This window comes from Arthrobacter sp. TJ-254 (assembly GCF_058269175.1).
The window spans coordinates 310,883-333,617 of the sequence record NZ_JBZCNF010000004.1 but is presented as its reverse complement, the minus strand read 5'-3'; the positions used below and the strand labels follow the sequence as shown (position 1 = coordinate 333,617).

The following is a 22,735-nucleotide window of genomic DNA, read 5'->3' as shown; positions in this document are numbered from 1 at the left end:
AACCACATCCAATTGTCTGAAGGAGATACATGACCATCGAAGGATGGACTCAAACGCTCAGCGCGGGCCCGTTGCTGCTGATCGCCGCCGCGGCAATAGCCGTGCTGCTCTTCCTCATCATCAAGCTGCGCCTCCACGCCCTGCTTGCGCTGATCCTTGTCAGCCTCGGCACGGCCTTCGCCACCGGCATTCCGGCGAATCAGGTGGTTGCGGTCCTCATCAACGGCTTCGGCACCACGCTCGGAACCGTCGCGCTGCTTGTCGGCCTTGGAGCGATGCTTGGACGCATCGTCGAGACCAGCGGCGGCGCCAAGGCACTTGCCGACTACCTGATCGGCAAGTTCGGGGAGCACCGGGCGCCCTTTGCGCTGGGCCTTGCATCACTGATCTTCGGGTTCCCCATCTTCTTTGACGCCGGGCTGGTGGTGATGCTGCCGGTTGTCTTCGCCGTCGCGCACCGCCTCGGTGGAGGCGTCCTCCGGTACGGTCTTCCCGCGGCCGGAGCCTTCTCGGTCATGCACATCTTCCTGCCACCCCACCCGGGCCCGGTGGCGGCATCAACCTTTTTCGAAGCCAACGTCGGCCTCGTCGTCATCGCCGGCCTGATTGCCGCGCTGCCCACCTGGTACGTCGCCGCCTACCTGTACGGCCTGAGGACGGGCAGGAAACTTGTCCTGCCCGTACCCGAGCTGCTCGGCCACGCCGACGCCGAAGCCGAGGCCCGTCCGCCGCGTTTCGGCACGGTCGTCGGGGTGCTGCTGTTGCCGCTTGTCCTCATCTTCCTCAACACCGGGCTTAACACCGCGGCAGCCTCCGGCCTGCTGCCCGCCTCCGCCGAGGATGCGTCCTGGTTCCAGGTGCTCCGCGCGATTGGTGAGACGCCCGTGGCCCTGCTGATCTCCGTCCTCGTCGCAATGTTCGTCCTGGGCAAGCGCCGGGGCACCAGCGGAGCCACCCTGGAAAAGCTCCTTGAGTCCTCACTGGGCCCGGTCTGCTCGGTCATCCTCATCACCGGCGCCGGCGGAATGTTCGGCGGGGTCCTTCGCACCTCGGGCATCGGCGCGGCGCTGGCGGACGTGCTGGGCGGGGTCGGCATCCCTCTGATCGTCGCGGGCTTCATGATCTCCGCGATCCTGCGCATCGCACAGGGTTCGGCAACGGTCGCGCTGACGACGACCGCCGGCCTCATCGCTCCGGCAGTCGCGGAAGCGGGCTTCAACGGCATGCAGGTGGCGGCCCTGGTGATCGCGGTGGCCGCAGGCTCCGTTGTGGTCTCCCACGTCAACGACTCGGGCTTCTGGCTTGTTGGACGTTTCTTCGGCATGGATGTCAAGACAACCCTGATGACCTGGACCGTGATGGAGACGCTCATCGGCGTGATGGGCTTCATCATTGCCGCGGCAATCTTCGGGCTCGCCGGCCTGGCCGGGTAGCGCCGCCGCATACCAGGGCAGGAACCGCTGGCGGAAACGGCGGAATGCGAAGCCCCGCGCGTTCCGCCGCGAAAGCAGTAGGGGCGCTCCCGGTGGTTGAACCGCCGGGAGCGCCCCTCATTTACTGCGATCTACTGTGCTGTTCGTTCAGTTGGTGCCTACGGCTCAGAGGCCGTACTTCTCAAGGAGCCGCAGCCAGACTTCACTGACCGTCGGGAACGACGGAACCGCGTGCCAGAGCCGATCGAGGGGGACCTCGCCGGCAATCGCGATCGTGGCTGCGTGAAGCATTTCGGCCACCTCCGGTCCGGCGAAGGTCGCGCCGATGATGACTTTGCGGTCCTCATCGACAACCATCTGCGCCCAGCCCTTGTATCCCTCGGAGTGGAGTGCGGAACCGGCGACTGCGATCGGCAACGAGATCTCCGAGGCGTTGACGCCGTCCTTCTGCGCCTGCTCGAGCGTCCGTCCCGCCATGGCGATTTCCGGATCGGTGAAGACCACCTGCGGCACGGCGTAGGAGTTGGCCGTCGAAGCGTACTTGCTCCACCGCTCAACGTCGTCACCGAGCGTACCGGCCGCGCGGGCGGCGATTGCGTCACCGGTGGCACGGGCCTCGTACTTGCCCTGATGGGTCAGCATCACCTTGTCGGCCGCGTCACCGAGGACATACAGCCAATCGCCTGCGCTGCGGACCCGCCCCGTGTCATCGGAGGGAAGTCCCTTCGGGCTGAGCCCGAGATCCTCAAGGCCGAGCCCGTCCAGCGCCGGCCGGCGGCCGGTAGCCACGAGCAGCTTCTCGGACTGGATCGTCTCACCGCTGTCGAGGGTGACAGTGACGGAATTCTCGCCGTTCTTGGCGACGTTCCGGACGCCGGTGCGGGTCAGGACACGGATCCCTTCCTTTTCCAGGGCGTTCTTCACAATTTCGGTCGCCGGTGCCGGGAACCCGCCGAGGATCTCCGAGCGGGCGATGATCGTCACCTTCGTGCCGAGCCGGGAGAAGGCCTGGGCCAGCTCCGTGCCGGCCACGCCCGCTCCGATGACGGTGATCGACTCCGGAACGTCATCAACTGCCACAAGCTCGCGGGTACCCCAGAACGGGGTCTCATCGAGCCCTTCAATGGGGGGAACCACGGGAACGGATCCTGTGGCGATCACCACAGCCTGACGGGCTTGGAACGTCGTGACCGTCCCGTCCTGGGCCGTCACCTCAACCTCACGCTCACCGGAAATGCGCCCGTAACCGCGGGCCAGGGTGATTCCCTGCTGTGCTACCCACTGCGCCTGACCCGAATCGTCCCAGTTGGCCGCGAAGGCGTCGCGCCGGGCGAATACCTGCTCCGCACTGAGGGTTCCGGTGATGGCTTCGCGCGCTCCCGGCAGGGACTGGGCCGTGGACAGGGCCACACCGGATCGGATGAGCGCCTTGGAAGGCATGCAGGCCCAGTATGAGCACTCGCCACCGACCAACTCGGACTCGACCAGCACCGCGGTCAGACCGCCCTTGACCGCGCGGTCTGCGACGTTCTGTCCGACCGGACCGCTGCCGATAATCACAACGTCAGTCGTCTGTACTTCAGTCACTATCAATAACCTTCCACAATGTTGAACCGGGCGCACCCGGCCCACCTGGATCCGTATCCCGGACCCGAAATTCTTCTGTTTGCCGCCCCCGGCCTCTCAGCCGGGCGGCACTTCACGGGCGCGGACTGCCAGCGCCTACCCGCAACGGGATGCAGCACCCCGTCTATTCCTCCAAAGAACCCACGTCCAAACACGTGAAATCCGGGAGGAAAAGCACTTTCCTTGGTGTGTTTGTATTTGCGTAGTCTCCAACTGTTAGTGCACTAAGAAAATTCCCCGACCCGTCGTGCCTGCATGCCCGCGGCCCCGGCCCGGCGGGTGACGTCGTCCGATGCCTGTCCGGGCGGTGTCCGCCGGCCAACGCGGATACGTCCAGCCCTGTTGCTGTGCCGGTTACTGGGGGACCATGACTTTCATGAACCCCAACGCCCCACCTCCACCGGGCAATCCAGCCCGCACCATGACGGCATGGACCACCAGCGGTGACGGCATCGAGAAGCTTTCGCAGGGCCGGGTGCCCTTGCCGGAACCGGGTCCGGGGGAAGTCCAGGTCAAAATCGCGGCCCTGTCACTGAACTACCGGGACCTGCTGGTCGTCAACGGCGAGGACGGCTGGAAGCCTGCTGGGGCTACGGTGCCCATCTCCGATGCCGTCGGCACTGTTGTGGGAGTGGGTGAGGGGGTGGTTCGGTTCGCCGTTGGGGATAGCGTGTCGGCCCTCTTCCTTCCCCGATGGCGATCCGGCCCGCTTACCCGCGAGACGTATGTGCTGCCTACCGGGGGACCCGTCAACCGGGGAATGCTTGCCGAGTATGTGGTCATCGACCAGGAGGAGGCTGTGCGCACTCCGGGCAGCCTTGACGCGGGGCCCGCCGCAGCACTCCCGATTGCCGCCCTCACCGCCTGGCATGCGGTGGCACGCCGCAGCCGCGTCCAGCCAGGACAGACGGTACTCATTCACGGCACGGGGGGTGTTGCCTTGTTTGCGCTGCAGTTCGTCGTCGCGCGCGGGGGCATCCCCATCATCACCTCAAGCAGCGACGACAAGCTGAGCAAAGCGCTCGCGCTTGGTGCGGCCAGGACGATCAACTACAAGAAGACCCCAGACGTCCCCGCCGAAGTGCTGGAGTTCACGTCGGGGGAGGGGGCCGACCACGTCCTTGAGACGGTGGGGGGCGAAAACCTCAACCAATCCCTTGAAGCCGTCAAGATCGGTGGGACGATCAGCTTCGTGGGGCTCATCGCCGGCCTCGCTGCGCAGGTAAACACGTACGAGTTTGTCACGAAGAATGTCGACCTTCACGGGATCGAGACCGGATCGCGCGACATGTACGAGGAGATGGCCCGTTTCATCGACGAGCGCGGAATTCGGCCCGTGATCGACTCCATCTACCCGGTTCACCGGGTCCAGGAAGCGCTCCACCGCCTCGAAGGGGGCGGACACTTCGGCAAGATCGTTATCGTGTTCCCCGCCCCCGCTGATTCCTCAGCCCGGACCGGCGTGGCCGGTCCGGGCTGAAGCCGCCCGTTCGTGGGTTGATCAGGCTCCGTAGCCACCGTCGATGTTCAGGACGGTGCCGGTGACGTAGGACGCCCCGGGGCTGGCGAGGAAGAGGACGCCCGCGGCGATCTCCTCGGGCCGGGCGAAGCGGCCCAGGGCCGTGTAGGAGTTGAAGACCTCTGCCATGTCGCCGGTTTCCGGGTTCATCTCGGTGTCGGTGTAGCCGGCCTGGAGGACGTTGATGTTGATGCCCCTTGCCGCGAGGTCGCGCGAGGCACCCCTGCTGAAGCCGGCGAGTGCGGACTTGGCTCCGGCGTAGTCGGCCAGTCCCGGCGAGCCGACGCGCGTGCCGACGCCCGAGCCGATGCTGATGATGCGCCCGCCCTCGGGAAGGTGCGGGATGGCTGCGCGGATGGCCGCGACGATGTTGGTGTAGTTGATGCGGTGCTGGCGTTCGATGGCGTCGAAGTCCTCGAACTCGCTGGCCACCGGAGCCCACACGGTGATACCGGCGTTGTTGACGAGGATGTCCAGCTTGCCGAAGTGCTCGACGACCCGCTCGATCAGTGCAACAGCCTGGGCCTGGTCGGACTGGTCGGCCTGGAAGGCGGCGGCGCGCACGCCGTTGGCCTGGAGCTCAGCGACGGTCTTCTCGGCCGATTCGGTGTTTCCGGCGTAGCTGATGGCCACGTCCGCTCCGGCCTTCGCGAAGGCCCGCGCCGTCGCCCCGCCGATGCCGCGGCTTCCGCCGGTGACGAGTACTACTTTGCCTGCAAATTCCTGTGACATGTTGAGTAAATCCGATCCGGGCGGTGCGCCCAAGTTATTGACTGACAAATACAAAACCCCGGGATGTGGGATAATATTCCCAGCGGTATAAAAATCTTGATGGCGGCATCGGCGAAGGGTGCGGCCCGCGGGGCGGGTCCTCCGGTTTGATCCGCAACGGCCCTCACGGGGAGCCCCAGCCCGGCGGAATCGTAGGGTTTAGTGCAGCAGATAGGAGAGGTCATGGCGTGGAGCGTTGTGGTCCCGGTAAAACCCCTCGATGTCGCGAAGTCCCGGCTCCGGCACCGGCTCGACGGTGTGGCGGATCTCGCCCTTGCGTTCGCCCTGGATACTGTCGCGGCGGCCCAGCAGAGCCGCTCCATCGCCCGGGTTGTCCTCGTGACAAACGACGGCCGGGTGCGGGCGGCGGTCCCTGCGGGAGTGCAGGTGGTTTCGGACCCGGGCCGGGGACTCAACCCCGCGGTATCCGCAGGCCTGAGGTACCTCGGACCGGGGCGGGCCGCAGTATTGACCGCCGACCTGCCGGGACTGACGGGGGCCGATATCGACGCCGCTTTGGCGGAAGCCTGCCGGTTCGAGCGGTCGATGGTGACCGACCACTCCGGTCAGGGAACCACTCTTTTGGCTGGACGCGCCCTGGACCTGCATCCCCAGTTCGGTGCGGGGTCGCGGCGGCGCCATGAAGGGCGCGGACATACGGTGCTGGACGTTCCGCTTTCGTCGCCGCTGCGCTGGGATGTCGACACCCCGAGCGACCTTGCCCACCTGCTGCGCGGTGGTGTTGGTCCGGAGACAACGCGCGTCCTTGCGGCCCTCGAGGGAAGGGCCGCCTAGGCTTCGCGGGCAGCGGCGGCGAGGCCAAGCGCTGCAGCCACCATCTCCGCCGACGCCGCGTCGCTGCTCATCCACAGGGGGACAGCCCGAGCGGTGATGCCGGCATCCTTCAGCGGAGCCAGGGCGGCGTCATCGGTTGTATCAACCAGCCACCCGTCAAGGATCCCGCCGGCGGAGCGCGGACCGTAGGAGAGACCGACGGCTGCGGCCGAAACCTCAACCCCGACAGTGCGCAGGCACAGTTCGGCCATGCCGCGGACTGCGGCGCCACCGATGATGGGCGAAACCCCGACGACCGGAGCCGGGCTGTCCCGGAGGGCCTGGGCAATGCCGGGCAGGGTGAGGATCGTGCCGATCGACACAACGGGATTCGAGGGCGCCAGCAGCACCACGTCGGCCGTGGCAATCGCCTCAACGGCGGCAGGAGCGGCTGATGCGGACTCAAGTCCCCGTTGAATGAACCGCCGCGTGCGAAGAGCGCCGCGGTGGCGCACCCACCACTCTTCGAAGTGGATCAGCCGGGTCCGCCCGTCCTCGTCCGTGACTTCGACGTGCGTCTCAACCTCGTCGTCGGTGGCCGGAAGCAGCCGGATCCCGAGGTTCCAGCGGGCGGCGAGCCGTTCGGTGACCTGCGTAAGTGGGAGTCCTTCCCGGAGCAGGGCGGTGCGGGCTATGTGGGTGCCGAGGTCGAGGTCCCCCAGGGTGAACCAGGGCCAGCCCACGCCATAGGCGGTGAGTTCGGCGCTGACCCGTTCGGACTCCCCTGCCCTTCCCCAGCCGCGCTCGGCGTCGTTGGCCCCGCCGAGCGAGTACATGATCGAATCGAGGTCGGGGCAGACCCGCAGCCCGGTCAGCCACGCATCGTCCCCGGTGTTGGCGACGACCGTGATGTCCAGGTCCGTTGTGGCCGCCAGTGCCCGGGCGCCGCGGACGAAGCGCGCGCCGCCCACCCCGCCGGCGAGGATCGTCAGTTTGGTCATTGGGCAGCCTCCTTCAGGGCCGCCGCGAGACCTGCGGCGTACCCGGCGGCGTAGGCTTCATTGGATCCCTGCCGGAACATGTCCTCGGCGGGCGGCCGAACCAGGCTCCGCGCCCCCGGGGTCCGCGTCAGGGCGTCGTCGTCGACCACCAGGTGGGAAAGCCCGCGCACCACTGCCGCCGGGATCCCGGCCGCTTTGCCCTTGACCAGGTCGGCTGCCGCGGTGATCTCATCGGCCACCGCGGGCATCGACACCTTGAGGAGGTTGCCGGCGCGGTCCCGGGTGCCCCGAAGATCCTCAAGCACCTCGACTCCTGCCGCCCCAATCGCCGCGTCGGTCTGGCCCTGCCGCCAGGCCCGGCCGAGCGTGTCGGCCATGATGACCCCCACACGCACGCCCGGCGCGCGCCGCAGCTCGGTGCAGAGCCGCAGCGCCGAGGCGTCAGGATCGATGGGCAGGAGCAGGACCGTTCCGGCCGCAGTGTTGCTTGTATCGACCCCTGCCGCCGCCGCGACAATTCCGTTGCGGTTTTCGACGATGCGCGTAGTGCCGCCCGGGTGGTGCCTTGTGGCAACCACCCTGACGGTTTCCCGGGTGATTGCCTCCTCGCGGTCGGCGGCCGGGATGATGCGTCCTTCGGCCTTCGAGAAGATCTTCGAGGACACCACGAGGATGTCGCCGTCGAGCAGACCGCCGTCCGCGGCAACGCGGATCACCTCCGCCAGATCCGTTCCTTCGGTGATTTCCGGAATGCCCTCAAGCGGGAAGATCGTCAGCGGCTGCATGTTCACCACCTCAGGGCGGGCAGGACGCTCCGGGAGAACTCGTCGATCCATTCCCGCTGGTTCCGGCCGACGTTGTGCAGGTAGATGGTGGTGAAGCCGATGTCGATGAAGCGCTGGATGTGGGCCCGGTGGACGTCGGGGTCGGCGGAGATGACCATGCGGCCTTCGAAGTCCTCCGGCCGGACCAGCTTCGCCATCTGTTCAAGCTCGAAGGGCGACCGGATGTCCCCCTTGGGGAACTTCATGCCGCCGTTCGGCCACTCCGTGAGGGCGTTGGCCATGGCCTGCTCATCCGTATCTGCCCAGCTGAGGTGGAGCTGGAGGACCTTGGGAAGGCTGCCCGGGTCCTTTCCCGCCTCAACCGCACCCGAATGGAACCGCTCGAACAACATCTCAATCTTCTCAAGCGGCGCCCCCACAGTGATGAGCCCGTCGGCGTGCTTGCCCGCACGCTTTGCGGTGACGGGTCCGGCCGTTGCGACATGGATCTCCGGAGGCACATCGGGCATCGTCCACAGCCGGGTCGATTCCATCTTGTAGTACTGGCCGTTATGCCGGACGTCCCTGCCCGCCAGGGACGCGGTGAACAGTTTGTTGATGATCTCGATCGCCTCGAACATCCGGTTGATCCGCTCCGGAACCTCCGGCCAGTACCCCCCGACAATGTGTTCGTTGAGCGCCTCGCCCGATCCCAGCCCGAGCCAGTGCCTTCCCGGGTACATTGCGGCAAGGGTGGCGGAGGCCTGGGCCACCATGGCGGGATGCCAGCGGAACGTTGGAGTGGTGACCCCGGGACCGAAGCTTCCCCTGGTGCGCTCGCCGACGGCGGCAAGAACGTTCCAGACAAACGAGGAGTGCCCCTGCGCCGGCACCCACGGCTGGAAGTGGTCCGCGGCCATCACGCCGCTGAACCCTCTTTCCTCGGCGTAGGCCGCAAGGGCCACCGCTTCGGTTGGATGGAACTGCTCGAGCATTGCGGCATAGCCGATGTTCGATCGAGGGGTCATCAGATCACCTTTTCGTCGGGGTGGGCGCTGCGCAGGGGGCCCGGGTTCTACCGGCTGGCCAGCGGTGACAGCTCGCGCCACTGGGCTGTGGGGAGACCGCGTTCACCGGACATCACGTGAAGGGCCACATGGTCTGCTCCTGCAGCATGGTGCTCGGCGATGCGCTCCGCGACCTTGTCGACGCTGCCCCAGGCGACGGTTGCGTCGATCAGGCGGTCGCTGCCGCCGGGAACGAGGTCCTCGTCGGTGAATCCCAGCCGACGCAGGTTTGCCTGGTAGGCGGGGAAACCGATGAACATGCCGACGCCGCGGCGTGCAATTTCGCGCGCACGCGCCGGATCGCTCTCAAGGACGACGCCGAGGTGTGGTGCGATGAGGGCGTCGCCGCCGAGGGCCTCACGGTAGCTGGCGTTCGATTCAGCGGTCACGAGGAAGGGATGGATCCCTGCCGTGCGGCGCCCGGCGAGCTCCACCATCCGCGGCCCGAGCGCGCCGAGCAGGCGCTGCTGGCGGGGGAGTGCCGGGACCGCGCCGTCAATCATGTCCAGGTACTTGTTCATCTCCCTGATGGGGGTGGTGAAATCCTTGCCCACGGCAGCGGCAGAGTGGGGATTGCTGACGCCGAACCCGCTCATCAGGCGCGGGCCGAACCGCTCGGTCAGGCGGGCATGTTCGGCAGGGGCGATGTCGGCGTCCCTGCCCCAGATGCTCAGCACGCCGAAGGCGACGGCCGCTTCAGTACCGGCTCCGAGCATGCGCTCCGCGGCGGACCACATCCCCGGGCCGCCGGCGCCGACGAGCCAGATGGCGCCCCAGCCCTGGGAGTGGAGCTCGGCAGCAACCTCTGCCCCTGCTGCAGGTTCGACCCCGCTCAGCTCGATGCTCCAAATGCCGACGGTGCCGAGATCAACAGGCGCGTTCTGGGAATTCAAAATAGGTCTCCATCGTCCAGGTGCCGGCACGGCGTCTATGGCCGGCCAGCCCGTTTGGTGTTTGTGGTTGTGGGCGGAGGGTTGAAGGTCCTCCGCGGGGTGCCCTGGTCCGGGTTTGTGGGGTGTCAGGCGGTCCAGCCGCCGTCGTTGGAGATGGTGGCTCCGGTGAGGTAGTTCGCCGCGTCGCTGGCGATCCAGGCGACGAGGGCTCCGACGTCGGCGGGGGTGCCGAAGCGCTTCAGGGCCGTCATGCCGGCCATGATGGGGGCCGCTTCGCCGTCGGCGGGGTTGCCGTCGGTGTCGATCGGGCCGGGCTGCAGGAGGTTGGCGGTGATGCCCCGGGCCCCGAGGTCCCGGGCCAGGCCCTTGGTGAAGCCGACCAGGGCGGCCTTGCTCATGCCGTAGATCGCACCGCCGGTGAAGGGGATGCTCAGGGCGTTGATGGAGCCGATGGTGATGATCCGGCCGTTGTCGGGCAGGTGCTTGAGGGCTTCCTGGGTGGTGTACACGGTGCCGCGGATATTGAGGTCGATGGTGGCCTCGATGTGCTCGTCCGGGGTTTCCGTGAAGGCCTCGAACCAGCCGCCGCCGGCGTTGTTGACCAGGATGTCAAGGGAGCCCAGGGCATCCACGGCGTCCCGGACGCCCCGGCGGGCGGCATCGGGGTCGGCGTTGTTGGCGCGCACGGCCACGGCCCTGCCGCCGGCGGCGGTGATCTCCGCGACCAGGGCCTCGGCGGGGCCGGGGGAGTTCCAGTAGGTCAGGGCGACGGTGGCGCCCCGGGCGGCCAGGGAGCGGGCGATGCCGGCTCCGATGCCGCGGGAGCCGCCGGTGACGAGGGCGGTCTTGCCGGCGAGGCTGGTGTTCTCGGACATGGGGGAATTCCTTGCGTTGTAATTATGTTCTTTACGGTACAGACAATAACTCAGAGGTCGGAATTATTCCCAGCCACCGGATCCTCTGCGCGATGGGAACCTGCGGGTTCTCCGGATTCCGCCCCCATTGCCTCCTGTGGGCCGTGGAAGAATATGAGTGGAAAACGGTTGTACTCAGTGGTTGGGTCAACGGCTAAAGGACGGCAGTAATGGCAGGCAGAGGTAGGCCGCGGGAGTTCGACGTGGATGAGGCCCTGGACCGGGCGGTGGATGTGTTCTGGCGCCAGGGTTATGAGGGCACCACCCTTGAGGACCTCACCACGGCGATGAGCATCAGCAGGCCCAGCCTGTATTCGGCCTTCGGGAACAAGGAGGGTACCTTCCGGCTTGCCATCGACCGGTACGCGAAAATCGAGATGGCCTACGTCGAGGATGCTCTGGCCAAGCCGACAGTCCGGGAGGTTGCCGAGCACTACCTGCGGGGCAATGTCATCGCGATCACGCTGCCGGGCCGGCCTCCGGGCTGCCTTTCCATCCAGGGAGGCCTGGCCGGACACCCGCAGGATCAGCGGATCGTTGATTTCCTCTCCTCAAGCCGCAGGGCGGGGGAGGCGCGCATTGCCGAGCGCATCCAGGAGGGCATCGACGCAGGAGATCTGCCCCGGACCGAAAACGCCGCGGATCTCGCGCGCTATCTCACGACGGCGACGGCGGGACTCGCAGTCCAGGCCGCGGGCGGTGCAACCCGCGAGGAACTCATGCCCGTCGTCGACCGGTTCCTTGCCGCCTTCCCGCAGTACGAAGCGGCAAGGTGACGCGGGCGGATCTTCCGAAATCCTTTCTTGACGATTTTGTCAATAACCGGTAGGGTGCAATCATGGGCCGGCCTAGGAAGTTTCTCGAGAGCGATGTCATAACCTCCGCCAGCGAAGCGTTCTCCCTCAATGGTTATGGGGGCACCACCCTCGAAGATCTGGTCACCGCCACGGGCCTGGGGAAGCAAAGCCTTTACAACGCCTTCGGCGGCAAGCGCGAACTGTTCCTGCGGGCTCTCACCTCCGAAACCGAGGACGCGGTGGCCGCCGTCGATGAGGCTCTGGCGCACGCCGATGCAACCCCGCTCGAGAACATCAGGGCGCATCTGCTGAAGTTGGCCATCACCTTCAGTGACGACAAGACGCACGGGTCATTGTTCACGAAGGCGACTGTTGAGCTGGCGGACCGCGACAGTGAGGTTGCGAAGTCGGCGCTCAAGGCCTTCAAGGACCTCGAGGAAATCTACAGGCATTGCATCGTCGAGGCTCAGGAGTCGGGGGAAGTCGATTCCAACGCCGACCCCGCTGCCCTTGGTGCGTTCTTCCTGGCGCTGACCCGCGGGATGGAAGTCCTGGGAAACGCCGGCGTCAGCAGGGCCGAACTTACCTCAGTGGCCCTGACCTCGCTCAACGTGATGATGCCCACCCGTCCTTCTTCCTAGCGGGCTGGCCTCGGCGTAGGTTCTCCTTCAGCGCGTGAAGGCCGTTGAGTGGGCCGTCAAGCTGAGGGATTTTCCCGCCGTCCCTCAATCCACCGACGTCAACCGGTGCAAAGCCAAACCCGGCCAACAGGACCTTCGAGGCCAGGGCGCGGCCCACTGTTCCAGAGCCGATGATTCCTGGGATCTAGTCGAAAAATGCCTTGGTGACGGCCTCGGTGTCTTCGGAGAGGTGCATCCGGACAAACTTGCCGTCGGCCACTACGAGGTGCAGGACGGCCGGGGTCACCCAGGAGCGGCCGGTGCTGAGGGCCGTGTGCCCAAAAGTTGCGAAAAGGACTGCGTCCTCGCCCGAGACAACAAGTTTGTTAACCTCGACGGTGCTCTTCGCGGGGTCGAAGTGGGGCCACATGGTCCGGAAGTAGTCGGCAACCTCGGAGCCCTTGGTCCGGGAGCCCGTCCAGGGCAGGTCGGGGTGGCCGGGGACGTACCAGTCAATCTCGTCCGCGAAGAGCGCCCCAACGCCGTCGGCGTCCTTGCTGCCCAACGCTTGGAGGAAGAGCGTCACGAGGGATTCAGTGGTGTTTTCATTATTTACCATATAGTCAATAATGGAACTTGTTGGCCGAGCTGTCAAAATCATGCCGCACCGGCCGACGGGCCGGCGCGCCTCGATGCGCCCTCCGCCCGGATGGTCAATTGTATTCACTTCGGTACGTAAATAGGTCGGATCGGTGGTAATCTCGAAAAGCACCTCCGTCGGCACGTCTGTCGAACAGGGTGGCCCCGATCTGGGTCACGAGAGGTTCCCCTCCCTGCGCTTCAACCGGAGCGTTCCCTGCACCCCCGACGGACGAACCACCATGCCTTCAACCCCTGCGGCCATGCGCGCCGCCTTTGCCCTTGTCCTTCTTGCAGCCGGGTGCGCCGCACCGGCGCAGCCCGCGGCCCCGCCGTCGAGCTACGGGTCCTCCGGAACCTACCCGGTGACCGTCGACAACTGTGGAACCCCGGTGACGTTCGACGCGGCCCCCGAGCGCGTCGTAACGATCAAGTCGACCGCCACGGAAATGCTGCTCGGCCTCGGTGTCGGAAGCACGATCGTCGGAAGCGCCTTCGCCGACGGCCCGCTGCCCGCGGCGCATGCGGAGGCGAAGCCGCCTGTGCTCTCTGACCAGCTTCCGGGTCCGGAAGCCACGCTCGCCCTGGAGCCGGACCTCGTTTACGGAGGGTGGGAGTCGAATTTCTCTCCGGACGGCGCAGGGGAGCGCGCGCGGCTCGAGTCGCTCGGCATCAACACCTATGTTTCACCCTCGGCATGCAAGGCCGAGGGGTACCGTCCCGATCCGCTGACCTTCGAAGACATTTTCAGGGACATCGACGAGATGGGGCGGATCTTCGGGGTGGAAGACGAGGCCGCCCGCCTGGTCTCCAAGCAGCGCAAAGAGCTCGCAGCGCTCACGCCCGAGGGGGCGGGAATGTCGGCCCTGTGGTACAGCTCGGGCGAGAAGTCGCCCTATGTCGGCGCGGGCATCGGCGCCCCCCAACTCGTGATGGACGCGGCCGGGCTGCGCAACGTCGCTGCGGAGATCCAGGACTCGTGGAGCACCATGTCCTGGGAGGCCGTGGCTGCCGCCGACCCGGACGTGATCGTGCTCGTCGACGCCACGTGGAACACGGCCGAGCAGAAAATGGAACACCTGAGAACGAACCCGGCCACGGCATCGCTGCGCGCCGTCAAGGAATCCCGGTATGTTCGGGTGCCGTTCGCGGGCGGCGAAGCGGGAGTGCGCAGTGTGGAGACGGCGGTTTCCGTTGCCGACCAGCTCCGCCGGCTGGGCCCGCAATGACCACCGCGGCACAGTCCCGGACGCGGTCCGCCGGAAGTTCCACCACGGCCGAGAGGCGCGGCGGCACCCCGGTCCCGCCCGGACGCCCGCGGCTCCTCGGCGCCCCGGGGTGGTCCGCGGTGATGGGTGCCGTGCTGGCCGCCTCGGTGCTCGGTGCTCTGGTGATCGGGCCGGCCGACATCTCGCCCCTGCAGGTTGCCGACTCGCTGGCTGCCCACCTCGGGCTCCGGGATGCGGGAGCCGAAGCGTCGACAGAGGTGCTTTCGCCGGTGCAGGAGGCCATCCTCTGGCAGCTGAGGCTGCCACGGCTCCTCACCGCGGTTTTCGTTGGGGCAGGACTCGCCCTCAGCGGAACCGTCATGCAGGCGCTGACGAGGAATCCGCTGGCGGATCCCTACCTGCTCGGACTTAGTTCGGGAGCTTCCCTTGGTGCGGTTTCGGTGCTGCTGCTCGGCGTTGCCGTCGTGCTCCCGATTGCGGCATTCGCCGGGGCGATGGCGGCGCTGATCCTCACCCTGGGCCTCGCCGCCGCCGCGGGGACCCTCAGTCCAACGCGCACCGTCCTGGCGGGACTTGCGGTATCGTCGGCCGCCTCGGCATTGACCTCGTTCGTGATCTTCTGGTCCGCGCAGGGGGACTCCTACCGGGAGGTGCTGAACTGGCTCCTTGGCTCGCTCGCCGGAAGCAGCTGGTCATCGGTCGCCGTCACTGCTGCTGCCTTCGTGATCGCAGGGATCCCCATCATCCTCTCGGGCGGGCTCCTCGACGGGTTCTCCTTCGGGGACCACGCGGCCACCGCGCTTGGACTCAATGTTCCTGCGGTGCGCTGGAGCCTCCTCGCCGGCACAGCTCTGCTCACCGGGGCCATGGTGTCAGTCAGCGGCTCGATCGGGTTCATTGGCCTGATTCTTCCCCACACCGTGCGCCTCCTGACCGGAGCCCGCCACCGGGTCCTCCTGCCGGCCGTCGCCATCGCCGGGGCGGTGTTCATGGTCTGGGCCGACACCCTTGCCCGCACGGTCTTCGACCCCCGGGAGATCCCCGTAGGGATCATCACGGCCTTGATCGGGGCTCCCGTCTTCGCCGTGCTGCTATGGCGAAGACGGCTCCAGCAGTGAGCACCCCGCAGGGCGCCGTGGACGCCGCCGGGCTCCAGGCGCACAGGATCAGCTACCGCGCCGGTGGGCGCCTGATCCTCTCCGGCATCGACTGCGCGGTTCCCGCATCGGCCGTGACGGGGCTGCTGGGGCCGAACGGTGCCGGCAAATCCTCGCTCCTCCGGCTGCTCGCGGCGGTCCTGCAGCCCACGGCCGGGCACCTCACCATCGACGGAACGGACCCGCGCACGCTGAAGCGGAGAGCACGGGCGCAGCAGTTGGCGTATGTGGACCAGCAGTCCGAATCCGAAAACCCCCTCCGGGTCGCCGAGGCCGTGATGCTCGGGCGCTTGCCGTACCGCGCTGCCTTTGCCCCGGATTCCCCCGAGGACCAGCGCATCATCGAACGCAGCCTCTCCCAGGTGGGCCTGGCGGGATTCGGCAACCGGCTGCTCGGCACCCTTTCCGGCGGGGAACGGCAGCGGGTGCACATCGCGCGCGCGCTGGCCCAGGAAACGGAGGTGCTCCTCCTCGACGAACCGACGAACCACCTCGACATCAGCGCCCAGGCAGGCACCCTCGATCTCGTGCGTGCCCTTGCGCGCGGAGGGTCAACGATTATTGCGGCGCTTCACGACATCAACCTTGCGGCAGCGTTCTGCGACAACGTCATTGTTCTTGCGGGTGGCCGCGTCGTTGCGAGCGGGGAGACAGGCAGTACGTTGACTCCGGAACTCATCCGGGAGGTCTACGGCGTGGAGTCGGTGAGACTTGAGAACCCACTCACCGGGCGCCCGCTGTTCGCGTTCGGATGACGCCGCGGCCGGCGGTGAACTGCGTGGTAGACTCGATATTTTTTACGAAACAGACAAAAACGGTGACGCGCCGGCTGAAGGGCCGGGGATCACCCCCATGAGGCAACCTCGAAGGCTCAGCCGGCGGGCGCGGAGAAAGCAGATCCGTCCCTGCCGCCTGAACCTCCGGGCCGCCGGGCGGAGATGAAAATGAAGGTCTTTTTGGTCGGGGGAACCGGTTACATCGGGCGCGTTGTCGCCCGCGAACTCCTTGCGCGCGGCCACGAACCCGTGGTGCTGGCCCGGTCGTCGGCATCGGAGGCAAAGCTGGCCGATGAAGGAGTTGCCTTCGTGCGCGGCGACCTGCAGAGCCTCGAGGTGCTTCGGGAACAGGCGGCGCTCGCCGACGCAGTAGTCTATCTCGCCGTATCCGGCCTCCAGGGGCCAACCGGGGATGACCTCGCGGCAGTGGGGCAGCTGCTCGATGAACTGGCGGGCAGTGGGCGCCCATTCGCGCTGACCAGTGGACTTGGCGTATATGCGGGAACCGACCGGCCCTTCGCGAGTGCCGAGGAACCGCTGACCGGTGTATCCCCCGGACAGCGGCTGCGGGCCGAGCTCGAGGAGATGGTAAGGGCCGCGGCCTCCCGCGGAGTTCGCTCCGTCGTCGTGCGCCCGGCAATCGTCTACGGCAGGGGCGGGGCAAGCGCCCTCCTGACCGCCTACCTCGGGTATGTCGCATCGGGCAATGCGCCATTCGTTCATGGCGCAGGCGCCAACCAGATTCCCACAGTGCACGTGGACGACCTCGCCCGCGCCTACGTGAGCGCCCTTGAGGATGCGCCAGCTGGGACCGTTCTCGACGTCGCCGGTGGCTGGGTGCTGGGGCATGACCTGGCCCGGGCGGTCGGGGTGGCCGCCGGCTCAGCGGCCACCCCGGTACATTTCGACGCCGACCAGGCCCGTGCGGCGCTGGGTTTTGCCGGAGTGGCACTGGGGACCGACCTCAAGGTTTCCGTCTGGCCCCTGGCCCACCTGCTCGACTGGTCCGCCAGGGAGCCCTCCCTCCTGCTCGAGCTGAAGAGGGGCCTCATCCCGGTGACCCCTCCGGTGGGATAATCTGGGCAACAGGTCTGCCCACCCGCGCTTTAGCAGCCGGGCACGCCCCCCCCCGAATCCCCCGGACCAAGACGGGTTTGCCTTGCCTGCTTCCCCCACGCCCACCACCGCACCCTTTCCGTACGTTGGGCTGATTGCCCTGGCGGGAGCGATTTTCGTCTCCGTGACGAGCGAGTTCCTGCCCACGGGCCTGCTCCCGGCGATGGCCCGGGACCTCGGCGTCGGCATCTCCACCGCGGGCTACCTCGTGACGGTCTTCGCCGGAACTGTCGTCGTTGCCACCACCCCGCTGGCTGCGGCCACGCAGCGGTACTCCCGGAAGTCCCTTGTTGTCGTGGTGCTGGTCGTGATCGCCGCGGCAAACGTCCTGGCTGCCATCGCGCCGACCTACGGTGTGCTCGTCGCGGCACGGATCCTCGGCGGCCTGGCCCACGGACTCTTCTGGGCGGTTGTCGCCGCCTACGCGGCACACCTTGTGCCTGCCCGTCAGCTGGGCAAGGCCATTGCCATCACGGCCAGCGGTGGATCGGCGGCGTTCGTTCTCGGCGTTCCCGTCGGAACCGCGATCGGCAACGCATTGGGCTGGCGCGCGGCATTCTCAATCCTCGGCGCCGCCGTGGCCCTGCTCGCCCTGGTCATCATTCGCTTCCTTCCCCCTGTCAGCCACCATGTGGAGCGCAAGGCCGGTGAGGCCCGGGTGCCCCTGCGCCGCGACCCCAGCTTCAAGGCAGTCCTGCTCCTGTCGGTTGTGATCCTGATCCTCCTGACGGCGCAGAACGTCCTCTACACATACATCGTCCCCTGGCTCACCGACGTTTCGTCCTTCGAGCGAGGGTCTACCGCGCTGCTCCTGTTCCTTTACGGCGGAGCCGGCCTGATTGGACTGTTTGTTGCCGGCTACGCCGCGGACCGCTTCCCGCGGAGGGGATTCGGCATCGCGGTGCTGGTGGTCATGGCGGCCGTTTCAACCCTCGCCCTGGCGGCGTCGAACACTGCCGCCGTCCTGATCGCCTTCATGGTGTGGGGGGCTGCGTTCGGCGGAATTCCCGCAATGCTGCAGACCCGCATGATGCGCACCGCCTCCATCCGGGCCCGTGACCTTTCAGCGGCACTGCAGACGACGGCGTTCAACATCGGGATCGGCGGCGGCGCGCTCCTCGGCGGCCTGCTGCTCGACAGTGCCGGCCTGGTGATCCTGCCTGCCGTGCTTGTCGTCCTGCTCGGTGCCGGGCTTGTTCTCAGCCTTGCGACGGATGCGGTCAGAACCCGCCGGGAACGCCGGCCGCCGCTGGGCTGACGCCCCAAGGGGCGCAAAGCTGTGCCCCCGCGATGCCAGTTTTGATGTGCCTGTAATTGTTAGTACACTAAGTAATGGATGCAGCATCTTTCTCGTACTGGAATAGAGGGATGAGAATGAGCGACAAGGAACCCCTGTCCTCGAGATTCATGGCAATGACCGGCAAACTCCGGATGTTCTTCGGACCCGCGCAGGGCGGCTCCACCGCCGGCCCCATCGTCTACCGCGATGACGAAGCACAGAAGCGCCGCCGCGAAGAGCTCCAGCAGTGGACGGTTGTGCGCAACGCCGACGGGTCAACGTACCTCACCCAGCGCGACGACTAGCCCCGTGCCGCCCCCGCTGCGGCACTAGACTCGGCGCATGAAAGCACCGCAGTGGCTGCTCGAATCCGATCCCTCCCTCCGCTGGCAGGTGCTCCGCGATCTTGCCGGCGCGGAACCCGGAGTTGTGGAAGCGGAGCGGGCGCGGGTTGCCGTCGAAGGATGGGGCGCCCGGATCCTGTCGTTGCAGGGTGTGGACGGTCAGTGGGCCGGGGGCGCGTATTACCCGGCGCAGGCGGGTACCGCCGCCGACGACGAAGGCCAGCCCTGGACCGCAACCACGTACAGCCTGCTGCTCCTGAGGGACTTCGGGATCGACCCGCGGAACGATTCCGTGCGCCGCACGGTCGAGCTGGTCAGGGACAACTGCCGCTGGGAGGAAGGCTCCCAGCCGTACTTTGACGGCGAGGTCGAGCCGTGCGTCAACGGGATGGCCGTCGCGCTCGGCGCCTACTTCGGCCAGAATGTGGACGCGGTGGTGTCCCGCCTTGTCGGCGAGCAGCTCGACGACGGCGGCTGGAACTGCGAGGCGGTGTACGGCTCAGTGCGTTCATCCGCAGCAACCACCATCAACGTCCTCGAAGGGCTGCTTGAGCATGAGCGGGCAACCGGCGGCTCGGCGGAATCCATCGAAGCCCGGCGCCGGGGCGGGGAGTACCTCCTCGAACGCCGGCTTTTCCGGCGCAAGAGCACCGGCGAGATCATCGATCCGGCCTGGCTTCAGTTCTCGTTCCCCACCCGGTGGCACTACGACGTCCTCCGTGCCCTTGAGTACTTCCGCTCCGTGGGGGGACCGCCCGATGCCCGCCTTGCCGAAGCTGTCCGGCTGGTGAAGTCAAAACAGCAGGCCGACGGCACCTGGCTGTTGGAAAACACCCACCCCGGGCAGGTCCCCTTTCCGCTTGAGGAGGGCGACGGCCGCCCCAGCCGGTGGAATACGCTCAGGGCGCTGCGGGTCCTTGAATGGTACGAGGGGTCCTAGCACCGAATACACAGGTGATTCCGCCGATACCACCTTCGCCGTTTTCCCACTCCCGCTGACTCGGTGGTGCAAGATGTAGCAATGGATGCCGTTGACGCACTCAACGAGATCGCTTTCTGGCTTGAACGCGAGCTCGCCCCCACGTTCAAGGTGCAGGCCTTCCGGAAGGCAGCTGCGACAATTGCAGGGCTGAGCCGGGAGGAGCTGGCCGAGCAGGTCCGCAACGGCCGGCTGAAACGCACCAAGGGGATCGGGGAGCGGACCTTCGAGGTCATCCGGCAGGCCGTCGAGGGCGCGGTCCCCGACTACCTCACCGGACTGCGTGAGCGCGGCGCCCGGCCGCTGGCTGCAGGCGGCACCGAACTGAGCGCGGCGCTGCGCGGTGACCTGCACAGCCACAGCGACTGGTCCGACGGCGGCTCCCCGATCGAGGTGATGGTCGCCGCCGCCCGCCTGCTGGGGCGGGACTACCTTGCTCTGACCGACCACTCGCCCAACCTGACCATTGCCAACGGGCTGAGCACCGAACGCCTCACCGACCAGCTCGACGTCGTTCGACGCATCAATGAGCACAGTAACGGATTCCGCCTGCTGACCGGCATCGAGGTGGACATCCTCGAGAACGGCGACCTTGACCAATCACCTGAGGTGCTCGAGAGCCTCGACGTCGTTGTTGCAAGCGTCCACTCCAAGCTGCGTTCCGACCGGAACACAATGACCCGGCGCATGCTCAGCGCGGTCCGCAACCCGCACACCAACGTGCTCGGCCACTGCACCGGGCGCCTCGTGCAGGGTTCCCGGGGAACCCGGCCCGAATCGGACTTCGACGCCGAACGGATCTTCGCCGCCTGTGCCGAGAACGACGTCGCAGTGGAGATCAACTCGCGGCCCGAGCGGCAGGACCCGCCGGACAACCTCCTCCGGCTCGCCCTCGACGCCGGCTGCCTGTTCAGCATCGACAGCGACGCCCACGCGCCCGGGCAGCTCGACTTCCTCCAGTACGGCGCTGAACGCGCCGCCCGCAACGGAGTGCCCGCCGAACGGGTCATCACCACCTGGCCGCTTGAGCGGCTCCTGGAATGGACGACGAAAGGAACGGCATGAGAAAGGTCATCATGATGACCTCGATCTCCCTCGATGGCTTCTTCGAAGGCCCCGACCGGGAGCTCGACTGGCACTTCGTCGACGACGAAGTGCACACCCACTTCAACGAGGAACTCGCAGCCATGGGCGCGTTCCTCGACGGGCGCGTCGCCTACGAGATGATGGCCGACTTTTGGCCCACGGCCGACGCCGACCCCTCAACCAGCGGGCCAATGGCCGAGTTCGCGCGCATCTGGCGGGACATGCCCAAGATCGTCTACTCGAAAACGCTCGAGCACGCGGAATGGAACACCACGATCGTCCGCGACGTCGTCCCCGAGGAGGTCCGGGAACTCAAGGCGCAGCCCGGCGGCGACCTCGCCCTTGGTGGCGGCGGCCTTGCCGCGTCCTTCGCGCGGCTCGGGCTCATCGACGAGTACCGGTTCTACATCCACCCGGTCATCCTCGGCCGCGGCAGGCCGCCGTTCCCGCCGTCCGAGGACCCCAGCTTCCTGAGGCTCATCCAGACGCGGACCTTCGGCAACGGAGTTGTCCTCCTGCGCTACGGAAACGGGGACGGGCAGGACAGCTGACGAGTGCTTCTGTTCAGTGCTTCTGTTCAGTGTTTCTGGTTAGCGCCGCAGTTCAGCCAAGTTTCGAGGGCCGCGCCCCGGAGTCGGAGGATTCAAGTTCTCCGGGCCCTGCAATGTGCTCGCTTCCCCGGTACCGGGCTACGGCGCTCATCCCGTGGAAGATGACCAGCGCGGCAGCCGTTCCGAGCGCAATGCCGGCGAAGGTCAGGTTCCCGATGGTCCACGTGAAGTCCGCGATTCCGATGACGAGGGCGACGCCCGCTGTTGAGAGGTTGATCGGGTTCGAGAAATTGACCTGGTTTGAAACCCAGATGCGGACCCCGAGGACGCCGATCATGCCGTAGAGGACGACGCCGGCGCCGCCGAGCACGCCCGGGGGAACGGTGGCGATGAGCGCCCCGAACTTCGGGAAGAGGCTCAGCAGCACCGCCACGATCCCGGCGACCCAGTAGGCGGCCGTCGAGTAGACGCGTGAGGCGGCCATGACGCCGATGTTCTCGGCATAGGTCGTGGTTCCGGAGCCGCCGCCGGCGCCGGCGATCATCGTGGCGACCCCGTCTGCCATCAGCGCCCGACCGGTCACCGGGTCGAGGTCGGTGTTGGTCAGGGCTGCCACCGATTTCACGTGGCCGATGTTCTCCGCAACAAGGACAAGCACGACGGGAAGGAACAGGCCAACCACCGAGAGGTGGAACTCGGGGGCCTGGAATTCGGGGAGCCCCACCCACGCCGCCTCGCGGATCACGGCGAAATCGACCTCACCGCGGAGCACCGCGACGAGGTAGCCCACAAGAACGCCGATCAGGATTGACAACCGGCCCAGGATCCCCCGGAACAGCACAGTGACAAGCAGGATCGCCAGGATGGTCGCGACAGCGGTCACCGGGCCCTGTTCAACGCTCGCCTTCGCCGTCGGCGCAAGGTTAAGCCCGATCAATGCCACAATCGCGCCCGTCACCACCGGCGGGAGGACAACCGAAATCCACCGCGATCCAGCCCTTTGCACAACAAACCCGATGAGGGCGAGGGCGGCCCCGGCCATCACGATGCCGCCAAGTGCTCCAGCGGCCCCGTGCTGGCTCTGCGCCGCGGCAATGGGGGCGATGAACGCGAAGCTCGAACCAAGGTAGCTGGGCACCCGTCCGGCCGTGATGATCAGGAACAGGATCGTGCCGATCCCCGAGAACAGCAGCGTCGTCGACGGCGGAAAGCCGGTGATCAGGGGAACGAGGAACGTTGCGCCGAACATCGCGACAACATGCTGGGCGCCGATGCCGATGGTCCGGGGCCAGCTCAGCCGTTCCTGCGGGGCAACGAAGCCGCCCGGGGTTACCTGTTTCCCGTCGCCGTGAAGTCTCCAGCCGGTTCCCAGTGCGCTCATGGCGGTGCCTTCCAAAGGG

General features: G+C 67.0%; 23 protein-coding genes. 14 read left to right on the top strand and 9 right to left on the bottom strand.

Annotation, left to right across the window (positions count from 1 at the left end; all coding sequences use genetic code 11):
• Window positions 1-29: 29 nt before the first annotated feature.
• Window positions 30-1,433 (top strand): GntP family permease, encoded by a 1,404-nt coding sequence (locus tag AC4D14_RS13100; protein WP_490902956.1) that lies wholly within the window; start codon window positions 30-32, stop codon window positions 1,431-1,433.
• 165 nt (window positions 1,434-1,598) lie between these two features.
• Here the strand turns inward: AC4D14_RS13100 and AC4D14_RS13095 are convergent, their stop codons facing one another.
• The gene (locus AC4D14_RS13095; protein ID WP_490902954.1) at window positions 1,599-3,020 is read right to left on the bottom strand and encodes a dihydrolipoyl dehydrogenase family protein; all 1,422 of its coding nucleotides are present in this window, start codon (window positions 3,018-3,020) and stop codon (window positions 1,599-1,601) included.
• Between the two features lie 415 nt (window positions 3,021-3,435).
• On the opposite strand from AC4D14_RS13095, the gene AC4D14_RS13090 reads away from it, so the two are divergent.
• On the top strand, window positions 3,436-4,539 hold the full coding sequence (locus AC4D14_RS13090; protein WP_490902952.1) for a zinc-dependent alcohol dehydrogenase family protein: 1,104 nt from the start codon (window positions 3,436-3,438) through the stop codon (window positions 4,537-4,539).
• A gap of 21 nt (window positions 4,540-4,560) precedes the next feature.
• On the opposite strand, the gene AC4D14_RS13085 is transcribed toward AC4D14_RS13090, so the two are convergent.
• Complete coding sequence (locus tag AC4D14_RS13085; RefSeq protein WP_490902950.1) at window positions 4,561-5,310, bottom strand: SDR family NAD(P)-dependent oxidoreductase; 750 nt, start codon at window positions 5,308-5,310, stop codon at window positions 4,561-4,563.
• A 222-nt stretch (window positions 5,311-5,532) separates the two neighbouring features.
• Here AC4D14_RS13085 and cofC point away from each other — a divergent pair, with 222 nt between their 5' ends.
• Window positions 5,533-6,144 carry a 2-phospho-L-lactate guanylyltransferase gene (gene cofC, locus AC4D14_RS13080; protein ID WP_490902948.1) on the top strand — a complete coding sequence of 204 codons (612 nt, stop codon included), beginning with the start codon at window positions 5,533-5,535 and terminating at the stop codon, window positions 6,142-6,144.
• Here cofC and cofD read toward each other — a convergent pair.
• The 5 genes from cofD to AC4D14_RS13055 all read right to left on the bottom strand — a co-directional run bounded on the left by cofD (window position 6,141) and on the right by AC4D14_RS13055 (window position 10,723).
• Window positions 6,141-7,124, bottom strand: coding sequence for a 2-phospho-L-lactate transferase (gene cofD / locus AC4D14_RS13075; RefSeq protein WP_490902946.1), 984 nt, complete (start codon window positions 7,122-7,124; stop codon window positions 6,141-6,143). The two genes, cofC and cofD, sit on opposite strands and share 4 nt — an antisense overlap.
• Window positions 7,121-7,909 (bottom strand): coenzyme F420-0:L-glutamate ligase, encoded by a 789-nt coding sequence (gene cofE, locus AC4D14_RS13070; RefSeq protein WP_490902944.1) that lies wholly within the window; start codon window positions 7,907-7,909, stop codon window positions 7,121-7,123. The genes cofD and cofE overlap by 4 nt, the downstream gene beginning before the upstream one ends.
• A gap of 2 nt (window positions 7,910-7,911) precedes the next feature.
• Entirely contained in the window at window positions 7,912-8,916 is a 1,005-nt protein-coding gene (locus AC4D14_RS13065) for a TIGR03557 family F420-dependent LLM class oxidoreductase (protein ID WP_490902942.1), read from the bottom strand.
• Between the two features lie 47 nt (window positions 8,917-8,963).
• Window positions 8,964-9,848, bottom strand: a complete 885-nt coding sequence (locus tag AC4D14_RS13060; RefSeq protein ID WP_490902940.1) for a TIGR03620 family F420-dependent LLM class oxidoreductase — start codon at window positions 9,846-9,848, stop codon at window positions 8,964-8,966.
• Between the two features lie 125 nt (window positions 9,849-9,973).
• On the bottom strand, window positions 9,974-10,723 hold the full coding sequence (locus AC4D14_RS13055; RefSeq protein WP_490902938.1) for an SDR family NAD(P)-dependent oxidoreductase: 750 nt from the start codon (window positions 10,721-10,723) through the stop codon (window positions 9,974-9,976).
• A gap of 209 nt (window positions 10,724-10,932) precedes the next feature.
• Here AC4D14_RS13055 and AC4D14_RS13050 point away from each other — a divergent pair, with 209 nt between their 5' ends.
• On the top strand, window positions 10,933-11,538 hold the full coding sequence (locus AC4D14_RS13050) for a TetR/AcrR family transcriptional regulator (RefSeq protein ID WP_490902936.1): 606 nt from the start codon (window positions 10,933-10,935) through the stop codon (window positions 11,536-11,538).
• A 62-nt stretch (window positions 11,539-11,600) separates the two neighbouring features.
• Window positions 11,601-12,200 (top strand): TetR/AcrR family transcriptional regulator, encoded by a 600-nt coding sequence (locus AC4D14_RS13045; RefSeq protein WP_490902935.1) that lies wholly within the window; start codon window positions 11,601-11,603, stop codon window positions 12,198-12,200.
• 184 nt (window positions 12,201-12,384) lie between these two features.
• Here the strand turns inward: AC4D14_RS13045 and AC4D14_RS13040 are convergent, their stop codons facing one another.
• On the bottom strand, window positions 12,385-12,798 hold the full coding sequence (locus AC4D14_RS13040; RefSeq protein WP_490902934.1) for a nuclear transport factor 2 family protein: 414 nt from the start codon (window positions 12,796-12,798) through the stop codon (window positions 12,385-12,387).
• A 133-nt stretch (window positions 12,799-12,931) separates the two neighbouring features.
• On the opposite strand from AC4D14_RS13040, the gene AC4D14_RS13035 reads away from it, so the two are divergent.
• The 9 genes from AC4D14_RS13035 to AC4D14_RS12995 all read left to right on the top strand — a co-directional run bounded on the left by AC4D14_RS13035 (window position 12,932) and on the right by AC4D14_RS12995 (window position 21,335).
• The gene (locus AC4D14_RS13035) at window positions 12,932-14,047 is read left to right on the top strand and encodes a putative F420-0 ABC transporter substrate-binding protein (RefSeq protein WP_490902932.1); all 1,116 of its coding nucleotides are present in this window, start codon (window positions 12,932-12,934) and stop codon (window positions 14,045-14,047) included.
• The gene (locus tag AC4D14_RS13030) at window positions 14,044-15,165 is read left to right on the top strand and encodes a putative F420-0 ABC transporter permease subunit (RefSeq protein WP_490902930.1); all 1,122 of its coding nucleotides are present in this window, start codon (window positions 14,044-14,046) and stop codon (window positions 15,163-15,165) included. Before AC4D14_RS13035 ends, AC4D14_RS13030 begins: the two co-directional genes overlap by 4 nt.
• Window positions 15,162-15,959 carry an ABC transporter ATP-binding protein gene (locus tag AC4D14_RS13025; RefSeq protein WP_490902928.1) on the top strand — a complete coding sequence of 266 codons (798 nt, stop codon included), beginning with the start codon at window positions 15,162-15,164 and terminating at the stop codon, window positions 15,957-15,959. The genes AC4D14_RS13030 and AC4D14_RS13025 overlap by 4 nt, the downstream gene beginning before the upstream one ends.
• A 189-nt stretch (window positions 15,960-16,148) precedes the next feature.
• Complete coding sequence (locus AC4D14_RS13020; RefSeq protein WP_490902926.1) at window positions 16,149-17,057, top strand: NAD-dependent epimerase/dehydratase family protein; 909 nt, start codon at window positions 16,149-16,151, stop codon at window positions 17,055-17,057.
• An 82-nt stretch (window positions 17,058-17,139) separates the two neighbouring features.
• On the top strand, window positions 17,140-18,354 hold the full coding sequence (locus AC4D14_RS13015; protein WP_490902924.1) for an MFS transporter: 1,215 nt from the start codon (window positions 17,140-17,142) through the stop codon (window positions 18,352-18,354).
• Window positions 18,355-18,470: 116 nt separating this feature from the next.
• Entirely contained in the window at window positions 18,471-18,680 is a 210-nt protein-coding gene (locus AC4D14_RS13010) for a hypothetical protein (protein ID WP_490902923.1), read from the top strand.
• A gap of 37 nt (window positions 18,681-18,717) precedes the next feature.
• Window positions 18,718-19,659, top strand: a complete 942-nt coding sequence (locus tag AC4D14_RS13005; protein ID WP_490902922.1) for a prenyltransferase/squalene oxidase repeat-containing protein — start codon at window positions 18,718-18,720, stop codon at window positions 19,657-19,659.
• A gap of 81 nt (window positions 19,660-19,740) precedes the next feature.
• Window positions 19,741-20,763 carry a PHP domain-containing protein gene (locus tag AC4D14_RS13000; RefSeq protein WP_490902921.1) on the top strand — a complete coding sequence of 341 codons (1,023 nt, stop codon included), beginning with the start codon at window positions 19,741-19,743 and terminating at the stop codon, window positions 20,761-20,763.
• Window positions 20,760-21,335: a dihydrofolate reductase family protein gene (locus AC4D14_RS12995; RefSeq protein ID WP_490902920.1), complete on the top strand. Its 576-nt coding sequence runs from the start codon at window positions 20,760-20,762 to the stop codon at window positions 21,333-21,335. Before AC4D14_RS13000 ends, AC4D14_RS12995 begins: the two co-directional genes overlap by 4 nt.
• 52 nt (window positions 21,336-21,387) lie before the next feature.
• Here the strand turns inward: AC4D14_RS12995 and AC4D14_RS12990 are convergent, their stop codons facing one another.
• Window positions 21,388-22,716 (bottom strand): uracil-xanthine permease family protein, encoded by a 1,329-nt coding sequence (locus tag AC4D14_RS12990; RefSeq protein ID WP_490902919.1) that lies wholly within the window; start codon window positions 22,714-22,716, stop codon window positions 21,388-21,390.
• Between the last annotated feature and the right edge of the window lie 19 nt (window positions 22,717-22,735).